This is a genomic window from Novosphingobium sp. PASSN1, assembly GCF_002278815.1.
Window position 1 is genome coordinate 263,854 of record NZ_NKIS01000006.1, and the last position, 15,568, is coordinate 279,421.

The following is a 15,568-nucleotide window of genomic DNA, read 5'->3' on the forward strand; positions in this document are numbered from 1 at the left end:
TCGGGGCATGAAAGTTCCGCACACGGTGCGTTGGCTTGCGGCGCGCTGGGCCTGGCAGCTCGGCCTCACCGATCCTTTCGCCGACTGCTGGGATCCCGCCTCGCGCCGCCGGATCGAGGATCTCGTTGGCCGGATCGCCCGCTGCGCCGCGCGCGAAGGCATCGGGCTGTTCCTGTTCTGGGGGACGCTGCTGGGCCAAGTCCGGCAGGGCGATATCCTGCCGTGGGACGACGATGTCGATCTGGCGCTGTTCGAAGTGCCGCCAGCAGCAGTGGCCGCGCTGCTCGCGGCCTGCCGGGTGGAAGGGCTCGGCGCGGTGGAGATCGATCCCGGCGAAAAGATCATCAAGATCTTCGACCCCGGCTTCACCCCCATCCCCGGCCGCTCGTGGACCTGGCCCTTCGTGGATCTGTTCATCTACCGGACAACGCCGCTCACCGGTGCTGTCCCCGGCGTGTGGGACGGTTCGCCCCCCGTCTCGCCCGAAATGGTCCTCCCGGGTGAGCCGGTTGCTTTCGCCGGATCAGACCTGCTGCTGCCCCGGCAAGCGGGCGCCATTCTCGATCGGTTCTATCCAGGCTGGCGCCGCGAAGAACGCTCGTCATCGTGGAACCACAGGCTGGAAGCGGAAATTCGGTTTCCGCAATCCCGCCGCATCCGCACCCATGCGCAAGGACGCAAAATTGTCCCCGGCTGGCACTGAGCAGACAGCCCCGCCGCATCCGAACGCTCCGGCCCGCCTGAAAGCAGCCTGCGGATCACCGCCAGCCCCCGATCAGAATGAAGGCCGCCCACACCCCGGGATCGGAAATCTCGTCGCGCTGCCGGATTAGCGCCAACTGCGCCTCGCGCAGCGCGGCAGACTTGCTCAGGCCCTTGGCCAGCCCGGTGTAGAACGCCTTCATCAGCTGCGCCGTGCCGGCATCGTTCACCTGCCACAGCGAGGCGAGCACGCTGCGCGCGCCCGATTGCACCGCTGCGCCTGCCAGCCCGAGGCTGGACTGGTCATCGCCCACCGCCGTCTCGCACGCGCTCAGCACCAGCAGATCGAGCTGTTCGCCGCGCAGCTGGTTGCGCGCGATCAGGCCGCGCAAGTCGGTAATTGGAATCTGCTCACCGTCCGCCACGATGTACGAGCGGTCCGAACGCCCGTTGAAGCTGGCATGGGTGGCCAGATGCAGCACATCGGTCTGCCGGGTCGCCAGCGCGTGTTCCAGATCGATGCGGCGGAAGTTCTCGATGAAGGCGCTGCGCCGGTATCCGGCGGCGGCGAACCGGGCCTCCTCACTGGTGCCGCTGAGCGCCGGAAACGTGCCGACCGGCAACGTGACGGCCTTTTCCAGCGAAGCCGCAACCACGCCGGTGCTCGCCCCGCGCAGCCCGGCGCCGGGCTGTGAATAGGCCAGCGAAGGGACCACGCCCAGATTGGTCTGCTCGATCAGGAAGGCCCCCTTGGCATCGAGCAGCGCGGCAAACGGCAGAGTGCTGAGCGGGCCATCGGGAATGACGACCAGCGTGCTTCCCGGCCCGAGCCGTTCGGCGACCGGCGAGATCAGGATATCATAGAGCTGCCGGGCCGGGGCGCGCCAGCTGTCATCGCTGCCATAGCTCACCGATTCGGCCATCTTGCTGACCAGCCCGATCACGTCAGACCGGCCATAGCGGCGGTTTGCCGCCAGCAGATGGTAGCGCGGCGGCGCGCCATCGGCCCCGGCCCCTCCTGCTGCATAGATCAGCAGCACCCGGTCCGGCAGCAGCACCGGATAAAGCAGCACTTCGCGCGGCCCCAGTTCGGCGGGCCGGATCGGCGTGCGCGCGGCCACGCATTCGCTGCCGAACACGCTTTGCAGCTCGGCCTGGCGATAGTCCTCGACCAGCGCCTGCGCCTCGGCAATGCGCACCGGATCATCGGCCCCATCGCCTACGACCAGCAGCCGGTCGGCCAGCAGCGCCTCGTAAACCGGCTGGACCCGCAGCGTGAAATTGGATTCCGCCGTCGTCCCGTCAAACCGGGGCAGCAACGGTCGCACACTGCCCAGCGCGCGGAACGCAGCGGTCAGATGGTCGCTGCGGTTCGCGGGATCAGCCTGCGCCAGCAGCAGGTGCCAGTCCGGCAGGCGCAGCGGGAGAATACCCCGGCTCTCGAGATAGATCGCCTCGCGCAGCAGGCGGCTGGCGGCCTCCCCGTCCCCTTGCGCCAGCGCAATCCGGGCGCGCAGCGCCGCTGCCTGTGAACGCTGGCGATCATCGGCTGCCCCCGCCGCCATCGTGTTGACGGCTTCGACCAGCCGGGGATCTTCTGCACTGGCCCTAGCATCGATGGCCGCATCGGCCAGCCGCCCCATCAGATCAAACCGCAGCGCGGCATCCGGCACGCGCGCCGAACCGCCCAGCGCCTCCAGCGCAATCCGCCCGGCGCGCTGCTGCGAACGCGCCAGTTCGCCGGGCGTTCGCCGCCCATGATCAAGCCAGTAGCGCGCCAGCCGCAAACTGGCTTTCGCGCCCGTATCAAAGGCCCCGGCGCTGCGGGCTTGGCCAATCGCGCAGGTCAGCGCGTTCACGGTCGCCAGTGCAACACCCGGCACGCTCATGCTGCGCTGGTCCATCGCGAAGCAACCCGGAGTTGCAGATTCCTCGGCAGCCGCCAGCGCTGCGGGCACTGCTCCACCGGGCGAACCACTACGCAGCGCGGTGCGCCGCTGCCCGCGCGCGCCCATCGCAAAGCCACCCAGATTGAGCAGGCCTAGGCGATAGGCCGCCAGCGCGCACAGATCATCGCGCTTCGCCGCCACCGCAAGGCGGTATCCAGCCACCAGCAGCAACCGCGCCTGGTAGGGGCTGCCGCCCTTGCCGAGCCGGTAGGCCTCCCCCGCCGCGGCGCAGAATGCGGCTTTGGAGTCGGATGGCTTGCTGGATGGGGCACTGGATGGGGTGCCGGGCTCCCCCCGCTGATCTGCCGCCACCACGCCCATCAGCAAGGCAATGGCGCGGTCCGCCGCCGCCACCTGATCGGGGTTCGCGGCCAGCATGGATTCCACCGCAGCCGCAGCCATTGCCGGATTTCCATCCATTCCGGCATCGGTTCCGGCGTCAATGTCAGAAGGGACCGCCGATCCCCCAGCGCCGGGGCTGCGCGCCCATGCCTGGCACAAGGCGACAGGATCGGCCGCCTGCGCTTCTGCCGCCGCCGCCGCGCATGGCCAGACGGCCAGCGCCGCAGCGACCGCCAAGGCCAGCCGCACCCGCGTGAACCCCGCGCCGCGCATTGCGTTCACCAGAGCCTCCTCCCGGAACGTCTTCGCGGAAAAGGGTACCCGATTATCGCGCGGCGCAGTACGATTTTTGATCGGTGCGGAGCAGCGCGTCAGCTACTCAGGCCCGCCGCAGCGATCCCGGCAAGCGCGGCGAGTTCGTCGTTGTCGCTGGTGTCACCCGTCACGCCCACCGCGCCGATCACAGCGCCATCCGCGCGCACGAGCACGCCGCCCGCCGCCGGCACGATGCCGGCAGGATTGAGCCCCGCCGCTGCGTTGATGAACGTGGGCCGCTCGATCGCCATTTCGCCGATGGTGCGCGAGGACACGCCCAGCGCCAGCGCGCCCGAAGCCTTGGCGGTCGCGATTTGCGGGCGCAGGTTCGAGGAGCCATCCTCGCGCGCGAAGGCGATCAGGTGGCCGCCTGCATCGAGCACGGCAACGCTGATAGGCTTGAGGTTAAGCGCGCGCGCTTCCTTGAGCGCGCCGGAAACGATGATCTGGGCCTGATCGAGCGAAATACGGGTCATGGTAATTACTCCTGGGGAAGATGCTTCAGTGATTGCGGTCTTGGCCCGCCAGTCGCCCAGTCGAGCAATTCGATGGTGTGAACGACAGGCAGCCCGGAATGACGGGCAATCTGCACCGCGCAGCCGACATTGCCGGTGGCGATGACATCGACCTCCAGCGCCGCTAGCCGCTCGGCCTTGCGCGCGCCGAGCTGGTCGGCGAGTTCGCTCTGGAGAATGTTGTAGGTGCCCGCCGATCCGCAGCACAGATGGGCTTCGGCGGGCAGGCGCACGACATAGCCGGCCTCCGCCAGCAGCCGTTTCGGCGCTTCGGTCACCTTCTGCCCGTGCTGCAGCGAACAAGGCGGGTGATAGGCGACGGTGAGGCCGCGCGGGGTTGCCGCCGGAAGGCCGTGCTTGGCCAGAAACGCGCTCACATCCATCGCCAGCGCGCTCACCCGCGCGGCCTTTTCGGCATAGGTGGGATCGGTGCGCAGCATGTGGCCATAGTCCTTGATCGTGGTGCCGCAGCCTGATGTCGTGACGATCACCGCGTCGAGCCCCTCCCCCTCGATCTCGGCCATCCACGCATCGACATTGCGCCGCGCCGCCGCCAGCGCATCCGCATCGCGCCCCATATGGTGCACCAGCGCGCCGCAGCAGCCTTCCCCTCGCGCAAACACCACTTCGCACCCGGCGCGCTCCAGCAAGCGCAAGGTCGCCGCGCGCACTTCGGGGCTCAGCACCGGTTCGGCGCAGCCTTGCAGCAGCGCGACGCGCGCCTTGGCGCCCGCCACCCGCACCGGGATCGCCGGAGCAGGTGCAGGCACCCGTGCCGGGGCCAGCTCCAGCATCGCTGCCAGCGGTCGCAGCACCTTCACCCGCTTCATCAGCGGCACCAGCGGACGGCCCAGCGGTGCCCATTCCAGCGCCAGCCGCATCCGCCCCGGATAAGGCAGCACCAGGGCCAGCAGCCGCCGCGTGGCCCGCTCATGCCAGGGCCGCTTGTAGTGCTCATGGATATAGGCCCGCGCGTGATCGACGAGGTGCATGTAATTCACGCCCGAAGGGCACGTCGTCATGCAGGCAAGGCACGAGAGGCAGCGGTCGACATGCTTGACCGTCTCCCGCCCCGGCTTGCGCTGGTTCTCCAGCATGTCCTTGATAAGATAGATCCGCCCGCGCGGGCTGTCGTTCTCGTCGCCCAGCAGAACATAAGTCGGGCAGGTCGCGGTGCAGAACCCGCAGTGCACGCACTTGCGGATAACGCCCTCGGACGCCGCCATCGCCGGATCGGCGAGCGCCTCAGGCGGAAACTGCGTCTGCATCGGCATCCTCCGCAAACCGCCCGGTGACGAACACGCCCGTGGGATCGAACGCCCGCCGCACCCGCGCTTCCAGCGCCATCACGCCGCGCGCGCGGGGATGGAAAGCGGGGACGCGCGCCCGCATCGCTTCTGGCGCGCGAACAAGCCGCGCTTCGCCGCCAAGCTGCGCTGCAAGCGTGCGCACGCCACCATTCTCGACAGCGGTGGCAACCCAGACGCGCCCGCCGCCCCAGTCCATCGCCCACTCGGCGCCTTCCGGCAGCGCCGCAATCAGCGCCGGAGCGCTGCGCGGCGGCAGATGCACATCCCAGCGCACCGCACCCCTCAGGCCTTGGCCGGTCATGGCCTGCTGCCACAACGGTGCGGCATCCTTCAGCTGCTCCAAGGCGCAATGCGCCGCCAGCAGCCCCGGCAACGCCGCACACCGCGCTGTGACCGAAGGCGCAAAACCCGCCACGCGCAGCAGCACCGTGCCATCGCTCAGCGCCGCGGCTGCCGAAACCTCGGCATTGCTGCCCAGCGCGCAGGCCATCGCCGCATGGGCTGCTGCCGGAGCCAGCCCGCGCGCCGCCAGCGTCACCACTTCGCGCGGGCGCGGCAGCACTTTCACGGTCAGTTCGGCCAGCGCCCCGATCCGGCCCCACGATCCCGCCATCAGCTTGGGCAGATCATAGCCGGTCACGTTCTTGACGACCTTCGCGCCTGCGACAAACACCTCGCCGCGCCCGGAAACCGCCGTCAGCCCCAGCAGGTGATCGCGCGCGCTGCCTGCCGTTACCCGCCGCGAACCCGCCACGCCTGCCGCCATCGTGCCGCCGATCGTCGCGCCAGCATCGCCCCACGGCTCGAACGCCAGCATCTGGCCTTCGGACGCGACCAGCGCCTGCACATCGCTCAGCAAGGTTCCCGCGCGCACCGTCAGCACCAGTTCCGCCGGATCGTAATCGACCACACCCGTCAGGGCTGCCAGCGAAACCAACTCCGTCTCGCGCGGCGCACCAAACGCCGCCTTGGTCCCGCCCCCGCGCAGTTCCAGCTTGCCCCCGCTCGCCGCCGCATCGGCGACAATCTCGGCGAGGTCCGCCGCGTCTCTCGGCTCCAGCATCAGAACCTCGGCAACTCTGGACGCGGCAAAGCGCCGTGATGCACGTGCATCCGCCCCAATTCGGCGCAGCGGTGCAGCACCGGGAACACCTTGCCCGGATTGAGCAGAAGCTCGGGATCGAACGCGCACTTCACGCGCTGCTGCTGCTTGAGGTCGGCCTCGCTGAACATCTCGGGCATCAGATCGCGCTTCTCGATGCCCACCCCGTGCTCGCCCGTCAGCACCCCGCCGACCGCCACGCACAACCGCAGAATATCCGCGCCAAACGCCTCGGCCTTGTCGAGTTCGCCCGGCACGTTTGCGTCGTAAAGGATCAGCGGATGCAGGTTGCCGTCGCCCGCGTGGAACACGTTGGCGACGCGCAGGCCGTATTCGCCCGAAAGCTCCTCCATCCGCCGCAGCACATCGGGCAAGCGGCGGCGCGGAATCGTCCCGTCCATGCAGAGGTAGTCCGGCGAAATGCGCCCCACCGCCGGAAACGCCGCCTTGCGCCCGGCCCAGAATGCCATGCGCTCGGCCTCGCCGTCCGAAACGCGAGAAGTCACCGCGCCATTGGCATCGGCAATCCGCGCAATCTCGCCGATCAGGAAATCGCATTCCGCCGCCGGGCCATCGACTTCTACAATCAGCAGCGCGCCGACATCGAGCGGATAACCGACCTGCACGAAGGCTTCCGCCGCATAGATCGCGGGCCGGTCCATCATTTCCATGCCCGCCGGGATGATCCCTTCGGCGATCACTTGTGCCACGCAGGCCCCCGCCTGCTCGGCATCAGGGAAACCAACCAGCACTGCCCGCGCCGTCTCGGGCTTGGGCAGGATGCGCACCGTCACTTCGGTGACGACGCCAAGCAGTCCTTCGGACCCCACCACCACGCCCAGCAGATCGAGCCCGCAGGAATCGAGATGCCGCCCGCCCAGCCGCACGATCTCGCCGTCCATCATCACGATCTCGACGCCGAGCACGTTGTTGGTCGTGAGGCCGTATTTCAGGCAATGCACCCCGCCCGAATTCTCCGCGACATTGCCGCCGATGGTGCAGGCGATCTGGCTCGAAGGATCGGGCGCGTAATAGAAACCGCGAGCCTCCACCGCCTGCGTGATCGCAAGGTTGGTGACGCCCGGCTGCACCACCGCCACGCGGTCCTCGTAGTCGATCTCGAGCACCCGCTTGAACTTGCCCAGCCCCAGCAGCACCGCATCGGCCAGCGGCAGCGCCCCGCCCGAAAGCGAAGTTCCCGCCCCGCGCGGCACCACCTTCACGCCCTCAGCATGGCACCACTTGAGGACGGCGGAGACTTGCGCCGTCGTCTCAGGCAGCACGACCATGAGCGGCGGCTGACGATAGGCGGTCAGCCCATCCGATTCCCATGGCCGCAAGGCCTCGGGCGCGTCGATCACGCCCTCACCCGGTACGATCGCCCGCAGCGCCCGCGCGATCCGCTCGCGCTTGGCGAGCGTCTCCGCGTCAGGCACCGGCATGGCAATCGTCATCGGCAAAGTCTCCGGTTCAGGCTGCCGCCTTCACCTTCTGGCGGAACGCATGCAGCAGTGGCTCGGTATAGCCGCTCGGCTGCGATACGCCATCGAACACCAGCGCCCGCGCCGCCTGAAACGCGAGGCTGCCCGCCGGATCGCTCGCCATCGGCTGGTAGAGCGGATCGCCCGCGTTCTGCGCATCGACCTTCGCCGCCATGCGCAGCAGCGCCGCGTCCACCTGCTCAGGCGTGACGACGCCGTGCAGCAGCCAGTTGGCGATATGCTGGCTCGAAATCCGCAAGGTAGCGCGGTCCTCCATCAGGCCGACATCGTTGATATCGGGCACCTTGGAGCAACCAATGCCCTGATCGACCCAGCGCACGACATAGCCCAGAATGCCCTGCGCATTGTTGTCGATCTCGGCCTGAATGTCTTCCGCAGACCAGTTCTGCCCCGCCGCGACCGGAATGGTCAGCAGCGCATCGAGGCTGGCGATCCCTTCGGCGCGCCGCTCCACCTGCCGGGCGAAAACATCAACCTGATGATAATGCGTGGCGTGCAGCACCGCCGCTGTCGGCGAAGGCACCCAGGCAGTGTTCGCGCCGGTCTTGGGGTGGCCCACTTTCTGCACCAGCATGTCGGCCATGCGGTCGGGCATCGCCCACATCCCCTTGCCGATCTGCGCCTTGCCCGAAAGCCCGCAGGCCAGCCCGATCTGCACGTTGCGATCTTCGTAGGACGTGATCCACGGGCTCGTCTTCATGTCGCCCTTGCGCAGCATCGCGCCCGCCTGCATCGAGGTGTGCATCTCGTCGCCCGTGCGATCCAGGAAGCCGGTGTTGATGAACATGATGCGGTCCTTCACCGCATGGATGCAGGCAGCAAGGTTCGCGCTGGTGCGGCGCTCCTCATCCATCACGCCGATCTTGAGCGTGTGGCGCGCAAGGCCCAGCACGTCTTCCACCGCATCGAACAGATCGTTGGCGAAAGCGGCTTCTTCCGGCCCATGCATCTTGGGCTTCACGATATAGACCGAACCCGTCCGGCTGTTGCGGCGCGCGCCATTGATGTCGTGCTTCGCGATCAGGCTGGTGACGATGCCATCGAGAATGCCCTCCGGCGCCTCACCCCCGCCCGGCAGCAGCACTGCCGGATTGGTCATCAGGTGGCCCACGTTGCGCACCAGCAGCAGCGAACGGCCATGCAGCGTCAGCGTGCTGCCATCGTTCGCGGTATAGACGCGGTCCGCATTCAGCCGACGCGTCATCATTGCGCCGCCCTTCTCGAAGGTGTCCTCAAGGTTGCCCTGCATCAGCCCGAGCCAGTTGGCATAGGCCGCGACCTTGTCCTCGGCATCGACCGCCGCGACCGAATCCTCGCAGTCGCAGATGGTGGAAATCGCGGCTTCGAGCACGACGTCGGCGATACCCGCCGGATCGTCCTTGCCGATGGGATGCGCGGGATCGATCACCACTTCGATGTAGAGGCCATTGTGGCGGAAGAGGAGGTTTGCGCCCGCCCGGCCGGCCAGCTGGCCTGCGTCCTTCAGCGCTGGTTCGCCGCCCGTCCAGTCGGTCCACGAACCCGAAGCCAGCGGCACCGCCTCATCGAGAAACGCCTTGGCCCAGGCAATCACTTGGCCCCCGCGCACGGGATCGTATCCTTTGCCCGCCGCTGCGCCGGGGATCGCATCGGTGCCATAGAGCGCATCATACAGGCTCCCCCAGCGCGCATTCGCCGCATTCAGCAGGAACCGCGCATTGAGGATCGGCACGACCAGCTGCGGCCCCGCCGTCACCGCCAGTTCGGCATCGACATTCTGCGGCGCAACCGTGAACGGCGCGGGCTCCGGCACAAGATAGCCGATTTCGGTGAGGAACGCCTTGTAGGCCGCCATGTCCTGAGCCTGTCCGGCGCGCGCCTTGTGCCACGCGTCGATCTTCGCCTGCAGGTCTTCGCGCTTGGCGAGCAGCGCGGCATTGCGCGGCGCGAACGTGCCGAAGATATCCGCCGCGCCAGCCCAGAAGGCGTCCGCCGCCAGCCCCGTCCCCGGCAGTGCGCGCGTCTCGATGAAGTCCGCGAGAACACCCGCCACTTGCAGCCCCGAACGCTCGACATATCCGCTCATCGCACCGACTCCCATAATCCGAAGCCCCTCCCTATCCCCCTGTGCCGCCTACCGGTAGAAGGAAATAATTCAACGCAGCTTCTCCTTGGGGTTAACAATGTTCGATCCCGATTACGATCTCTTCCTCGCCATCGTCGAAGCCGGTTCGATCTCTGCCGCCGCCCGCGCGGCCGGCGCGTCCACCGCTGCCCTGTCAAAGCGCCTCGCCCGGCTGGAGGAGCGGCTCTCCGCCCGGCTCGTCCACCGCACCACGCGCCGGCTTGCGCTCACCCCCGCCGGGCAGGATCTGCACGACGCGCTCCTCCCGCTGCGCTCCACCCTCAAGGCTGCCGAAGAGCGCGTCAGTGGCCGCCACGCCCATGTGCGCGGGCCCTTGTGCGTCACCGCGCCCACCTCGTTTGGCCGGATGCATGTGGTGCCGCATGTGCCCGGCTTCCTCGCCGCCCACCCGGACGTGCGCCTTCAGCTCGATCTCTCCGACGAATTTGCCGATCTGCTCGATGGCTCCTGCGATCTGGCCATCCGCATCGGCGCGAAGATCGGCACCGGCCTTACCGGCCACCGCCTTGGCACCAGCCACCGCGTGCTCTGCGCCGCGCCTGCCTACCTTGCCGCCTTCGGCACACCCGAAGTGCTGGCGGACCTCAAACAGCACCGCCTGCTCGCCACCACCAGCCAGCTGCCGTGGCAGCTCGATGGCCCCGAAGGCACCGTCACCCATTCCGGCCAGAGCCACGTGCGCACCAATTCCAGCGAAGTCGTGCGCGAGCTTGCGCTAGGCGGCTGCGGCATCGCACTGCGTTCGCTGTGGGATGTGCACGAAGCCTTGGCTTCAGGCGCGCTGGTGCGGGTGCTTGCGCGGTATCAGGGCTCGCAGGATGTCGGCATCTATGCCGTCCATGCCCCCACCCCGGCGCTTCCGGCGCGGATCGAGGCGTTCGTCACGCACCTTGGCGCCCACCTGCAGGCGGGCAGCGCGCTGGGTTAGGGGCCCTGACCTAGGCGCTGACCTTCAAGCAGGCGATGCCCCGCGCGGTCAGCCGTCCGCAGATCGCATGGGCATCCGGGCCGGACGCGCGCAGGCGATAAACCTGCACCGAACGCACCACCGCCGGGATAATCACCGGCTCCAGCGCCTCAAGCTCCGGCTCGCTGGCGGCCAGCGCCTGCCACAGCGCATCCGCACCTGCCACATTGCCCGCCGCCGCCAGCTGGATCGTCTGCTTCGGCCCCTGCGCCGCAACGTAGGGCACGCGCGGCGTAGCCGGTGCTGCTGCAGGCTTTGGCGCAGTGCCAGCTTGCTGCACCGGCTGCGGTTGAACGGGCGCAGGCAGGCCCAGCGCCGCGCTTTTTGCCGCTGCCGCAAACGTCAGCGGCTGGCGCAGGATCACCACCGAAGTCGCCGCCGGATTGGTCAGCGCATAAAGATCGCGCGCAAAGCCATAGGGCAGGCGGATGCACCCGTGCGAGGCGGGCGCCCCCGTCACGCGCCCGGCATGAAGCGCCACACCGCCCCACGTCAGCCGCTGCATATAAGGCATCGGCGCGTTGCCATAAGTGCGCGAGCGGTGCTTCACGTGCTTCTGCAGGATGGTAAACGTGCCCGCAGGCGTGCCATAGCCGCGCCGCCCGGTGGAGACCGTGGTCTCACCCCAAGGCTCGCCATCCTTGAACACATAGAGCCGCTGCGAAGGGATGCTCACCACGATCAGCACGCCCTTGGCGGCTGCAGAAGCCGGAGTTGGAGGCGGCGGCCCGGGCGGCGGGCCATCCAGCGCCGGATCCGGCCCGCATTGCGCCGGAGCCGCGGCCACAAGTGCAGGCGGCGCAGACAAGGCAGCCCGTTCGGCAAACGCACCGCGCGCCAGCACGCCGCAGCCCAGCAATGCCAGCAGCAAGCCCGCCAAAACGGGGATTCGTCCCAGAGCCCAACCCATGAAGGTTTGGTTAATGGAACCTTACCCCCCGTGACACCGCTTTTTGGTCCGGATCGCCGGTATCCCCGCGCCGCTGTCCCTCAGCGGGACGCGCGGCCTGAGGGGCTCACCAGGTCCCAGTGTTGGCCATGCTCGCCCACGGCTCAGCCGGCTCCAGACGCCCGTCCTGCAGCAGTTCGATGGAAATCCCATCCGGGCTCTTCACGAAGGCCATGTGTCCATCACGCGGGGGGCGGTGGATGATGTGCCCGGCGGCCTGAATCTTCGCGCAAGTCTCGTAGATATTGCTCACCTGGTAGGCGAGGTGGCCAAAATTGCGCCCGCCGCCATAGACTTCAGCCGGGCTGCCATCTTCGGCGGGCCAGTTGTAGGTCAGTTCGACCTCGGCCACGTTTTCGCCTCCCGGCGCGGCCAGGAAGATCAGGGTGAAGCGGCCTTGCTCGCTCGAAAAGCGGCGCACTTCCTTCACCCCGAACAGCTCGAAGAAGGCGATCGTCGCATCCGGATCGGTCACGCGGATCATTGCGTGGAGGAACTTGGTCAAACTAACGTCTCCTGCTCATTCAATTTCGGTTCATCGCCAGAATTGCACAATTCATCGCACAGTTCGCCGCAGGCCAAGCGCCGACAGGGAGACCATACCGTGACCAGTACCGATAATGAGGCTGCCGCCGATTCCCAATCGTTTCTTTCACGCCTGAGCCCGTCCGCCAGCCTGCGCCCCGCGCTGGCCGCAGCGGGCGTGCTCGCGCTCGGCGTGGTGGTGGGCGGCTATCTGCTGGGTGACGGCCTGCGGCGCAGCCGCGAAGCGGAGCGCGCGGTCACCGTGCGCGGGCTGGCCGAACGCGAAGTGACCGCGGACCTTGCCACCTGGACCATCGCCTATTCCGCCACGGCATCCGACATGGCGAGCGCGCAGGCCAGCGTGGATCACGACAGCCAGGAAATCCGCGCGTTCTTTTCCGGCCTCGGCTTCCCCGCAGAGGCGCTTCAGCCCACCGGCGTCAACGTCAGCACCAGCACCGACAACGGCCTGACCAGCTTCACCGTCCGCCAGCGCATGGCGCTGCGCACCACCGATATCAAGCGCGCCGAAAACGCCGTGCGCCGCCAGTTCGATCTGGTGCGCCGGGGGGTGATGCTCGAGGAAGGCTCAGGGATGGCCTATACTTTCACCGGGCTGGACAAGATCAAGCCCGACATGGTCGCCGCCGCGACCAAGGATGCGCGCCGCTCCGCCGAGCAGTTCGCCAAGGACAGCGGCACCGGCGTCGGCGGGATCAAGAGCGCCACGCAAGGCTACTTCGAAGTCACCGCGCGTGACGGCGATGGCGGCGGCGGCTGGGGCGTTTCGGACACGCCCTTCAAAAAGGTCCGCGTGGTCACCACGATCGATTTCTATCTGCGTTGAAGTTTGCGCCGCGCACGCAGCGGGGCGGCACCAGCCCACTCCCCCGCCCGACCACCCACAAGCGTATCCTGAATGGGTGGTCGGGCGGGGGAGTGGGCGGATCCAGACCCGGGCCGTGAGGCCCGCAAACAGAAAAAGGGGCGCACCGCATGGCGGCGCGCCCCATCCCCCCTGCAAATGGAATCAGCTCAGAACGAAGCAGTCAGCGAAACCACGCCCACCGGCTTGGTCGTGCGGTAGAACGAGTTCGAGCACACATCGATCGCCGTGGGCGAACCCGCGCCGCTGCACAGGCCGCTCTGCGCGAAGTCGCTCCGGTGCATGTTCGTGCCGACGACTGAGGCATCGAGCGCAAGGTTCTTATACTTTGCGGTAACGCCGACGTTGTAGTCAAAGAACGGCTTCGGCAGGTCGAAGCCGCCACCGGTGTGCGCGAGGTGCGAATGGATGGTCAGCGGCGTGCCCGGAATTGCTCCGCCCAGTTCCCCGTAAACGTAGAGATTCTCGCGATGCGTCGAGGTGAAGTTGTAGTTGAACACCTTCTGCGCAGGCGCAAAGTTCGCGCCGACCTTGGCGGTCACCGGGCCAAGCGTCTTGGCCACCGAGCCATAGATTTCCCAGTAGTTGCCAACCGTGGCGCCCGGATAGATGTAGCCGTAAATGCCGCCGTCGATGGTGAAGCCGCTATTGCCGATGCCGTGGGTATAGCCGCCGTAGATGTCGATCTCGGTGCCGCCGATGTTGATCGGGCTGCTCCCGGCCGAAGCGCTCGAACCCCAGGTCGAAATATAGAAGCCCGAACTGTGCGCGATGGTGAACGTGCCTTGCACCACCGGCTTGTTGTCAGACTGCGCGACGCCGCGGAACCGGTACTGGCTGGCGATGGTCGCCGCGCCGGTCACGGTGATGTCGCTCGGCGGCGCGGTCTCATCGGCCAACGCGGGTGCCGCAGCAGCAAAGCTCAAGGCGGCAAGAGTGGCGGCCACAAGGGCCTTGCTGGACGTACGCATGGGAAATCCTTTGTTTTTGGGTTTGCGTCGTCCCACCTGCACAGACCGTGGCCGATCCATTCGCGTGGTCGGCCTTCGTTCTGTAACTTTTTATTGCTGAATATTGCTGCGCTGCACAAGGGCCAGAAAACGGCTTATCGCAGCTTTCCCACGCTCTGTTGCAATTGCGCACCATCGGTGCAGAGCGACTTGTAAGTGCAACCCCGGACCCCATATCCGGCCCGTCAGGCCCATTCTCCATGCTGAAACGTCTCCGCACCCTCTTCGAAACCCGCTCCGCACCGGACGTGATCCCATCGCTGCCCGATGGGCAGCGCGTCTATGCCATCGGCGATATTCACGGCCGCTGCGATCTGCTGTGCCGGATGATCGCGCGGATCGAGGCGGACGAGGCAGGACGCGATCCTGCCGATTCGACCGTCATCCTGCTCGGCGATCTCGTCGATCGCGGGCCTGATAGCGCCGGGGTCATCGCCACCGCGCGCGAATGGGCCAAGCGCCGCCGCGTGCGCATCCTTGCGGGCAACCATGAGGAAATGTTCCTCGGCAGCCTGGAGCGCGATGAAACGCTGCGCCACTTCCTGCGCCATGGCGGCCGCGAAACCCTGCTGAGCTATCCCATCGCGCCCGATGTCTACAGCCGCGCGACGCTCGAAGAACTGCGCGCGATCATGAACGAGGTCATCCCGGCCGAAGACATCGCCTTCATGCAGGGGATGGAAGACCGCATCCAGATCGGTGATTACGTCTTCGTCCACGCCGGCGTGCGCCCCGGCATCCCGCTCGAAGACCAGAAAACATCGGACTTGCGGTGGATTCGCGGCGAATTCATCGATGCCCCGGAGAACCGCGAGTTTGCTGTCGTCCACGGCCACACGATCCTCGAATCGCCGCATGTCTCGCCGCTGCGCATCAGCCTCGATACCGGTGCCTATGCCTCGGGCCTGCTCACCGCCGTCGGCCTTGAAGGCACCGCACGCTGGCTGATTTCAGTGCAGGGCGAACCAGCGGCAGCGGCCGCCTAGTCTTCGAACAGCACCGTCCGGATCGCCCCGTCCTCGCGGTAGACCGGCGCTTCCCGGCTGACTTCGTACATCCGGTTCCAGGTCGCCGTGGGGCCAAGCCCGACCAGCGCATCGCGCATCTGCATGTAATAGGTGTGCTGGAAATGCGCGACGAGCGAGGCGTGGTCCTCCCACAATTCGTGCACTGTCACGCGGTTTGGCACGCACGGGTCCGCGGCAAAGCAGTATTCCAGGCAGCCCGGCTCTTCGGTGCGGGTCTTCCACTGGATCGGCCCCGTCAGCCGCACCGCCTCATCGCGCGTGGCCTGATCGGCAAATTCCAGATAGGCGTGAATGACGACCTGCGGCATGTCTGGCTCTCCTTCTGAAAGCCCATCAAGCAC

The 15,568-nt window shown here is 67.4% G+C and carries 14 protein-coding genes; 4 read left to right on the plus strand and 10 right to left on the minus strand.

Annotated elements, in window-relative coordinates; all coding sequences use genetic code 11:
- Positions 1-7 precede the first annotated feature (7 nt).
- Positions 8-703, plus strand: a complete 696-nt coding sequence (locus CFE35_RS12360) for a LicD family protein (protein ID WP_292930902.1) — start codon at positions 8-10, stop codon at positions 701-703.
- 55 nt (positions 704-758) lie between these two features.
- Here the strand turns inward: CFE35_RS12360 and CFE35_RS12365 are convergent, their stop codons facing one another.
- From CFE35_RS12365 to CFE35_RS12390, 6 genes are all read right to left on the minus strand, one after another.
- Positions 759-3,266, minus strand: coding sequence for a CHAT domain-containing protein (locus tag CFE35_RS12365; RefSeq protein WP_292930960.1), 2,508 nt, complete (start codon positions 3,264-3,266; stop codon positions 759-761).
- Between the two features lie 98 nt (positions 3,267-3,364).
- Entirely contained in the window at positions 3,365-3,784 is a 420-nt protein-coding gene (locus tag CFE35_RS12370) for a heme-binding protein (RefSeq protein WP_292930903.1), read from the minus strand.
- 5 nt (positions 3,785-3,789) lie between these two features.
- Entirely contained in the window at positions 3,790-5,091 is a 1,302-nt protein-coding gene (gene glcF / locus CFE35_RS12375) for a glycolate oxidase subunit GlcF (protein WP_292930904.1), read from the minus strand.
- Positions 5,069-6,196, minus strand: coding sequence for an FAD-binding protein (locus tag CFE35_RS12380; protein WP_292930905.1), 1,128 nt, complete (start codon positions 6,194-6,196; stop codon positions 5,069-5,071). The genes glcF and CFE35_RS12380 overlap by 23 nt, the downstream gene beginning before the upstream one ends.
- A complete protein-coding gene (locus tag CFE35_RS12385) occupies positions 6,196-7,689 on the minus strand; it encodes an FAD-linked oxidase C-terminal domain-containing protein (protein ID WP_292930906.1) in 1,494 nt (497 codons plus the stop codon). Before CFE35_RS12385 ends, CFE35_RS12380 begins: the two co-directional genes overlap by 1 nt.
- Positions 7,690-7,705: 16 nt before the next feature.
- Positions 7,706-9,802 (minus strand): malate synthase G, encoded by a 2,097-nt coding sequence (locus CFE35_RS12390; RefSeq protein ID WP_292930907.1) that lies wholly within the window; start codon positions 9,800-9,802, stop codon positions 7,706-7,708.
- Between the two features lie 97 nt (positions 9,803-9,899).
- Between CFE35_RS12390 and CFE35_RS12395 the strand changes: the two genes are divergently transcribed.
- Positions 9,900-10,790: a LysR substrate-binding domain-containing protein gene (locus CFE35_RS12395; RefSeq protein WP_292930908.1), complete on the plus strand. Its 891-nt coding sequence runs from the start codon at positions 9,900-9,902 to the stop codon at positions 10,788-10,790.
- 10 nt (positions 10,791-10,800) lie between these two features.
- Here the strand turns inward: CFE35_RS12395 and CFE35_RS12400 are convergent, their stop codons facing one another.
- Both CFE35_RS12400 and CFE35_RS12405 read right to left on the minus strand, forming a co-directional pair.
- Entirely contained in the window at positions 10,801-11,739 is a 939-nt protein-coding gene (locus CFE35_RS12400; protein WP_292930909.1) for a L,D-transpeptidase family protein, read from the minus strand.
- A gap of 106 nt (positions 11,740-11,845) precedes the next feature.
- Entirely contained in the window at positions 11,846-12,283 is a 438-nt protein-coding gene (locus tag CFE35_RS12405) for a VOC family protein (protein WP_292930910.1), read from the minus strand.
- Between the two features lie 153 nt (positions 12,284-12,436).
- Here CFE35_RS12405 and CFE35_RS12410 point away from each other — a divergent pair, with 153 nt between their 5' ends.
- Positions 12,437-13,150 (plus strand): SIMPL domain-containing protein, encoded by a 714-nt coding sequence (locus CFE35_RS12410; RefSeq protein WP_292930961.1) that lies wholly within the window; start codon positions 12,437-12,439, stop codon positions 13,148-13,150.
- Between the two features lie 188 nt (positions 13,151-13,338).
- On the opposite strand, the gene CFE35_RS12415 is transcribed toward CFE35_RS12410, so the two are convergent.
- Entirely contained in the window at positions 13,339-14,160 is an 822-nt protein-coding gene (locus CFE35_RS12415; RefSeq protein ID WP_292930911.1) for a TorF family putative porin, read from the minus strand.
- 239 nt (positions 14,161-14,399) lie between these two features.
- Here CFE35_RS12415 and CFE35_RS12420 point away from each other — a divergent pair, with 239 nt between their 5' ends.
- A complete protein-coding gene (locus CFE35_RS12420; protein ID WP_292930912.1) occupies positions 14,400-15,185 on the plus strand; it encodes a metallophosphoesterase family protein in 786 nt (261 codons plus the stop codon).
- Here CFE35_RS12420 and CFE35_RS12425 read toward each other — a convergent pair.
- On the minus strand, positions 15,182-15,535 hold the full coding sequence (locus CFE35_RS12425; RefSeq protein WP_292930913.1) for an antibiotic biosynthesis monooxygenase: 354 nt from the start codon (positions 15,533-15,535) through the stop codon (positions 15,182-15,184). The two genes, CFE35_RS12420 and CFE35_RS12425, sit on opposite strands and share 4 nt — an antisense overlap.
- Positions 15,536-15,568 lie beyond the last annotated feature (33 nt).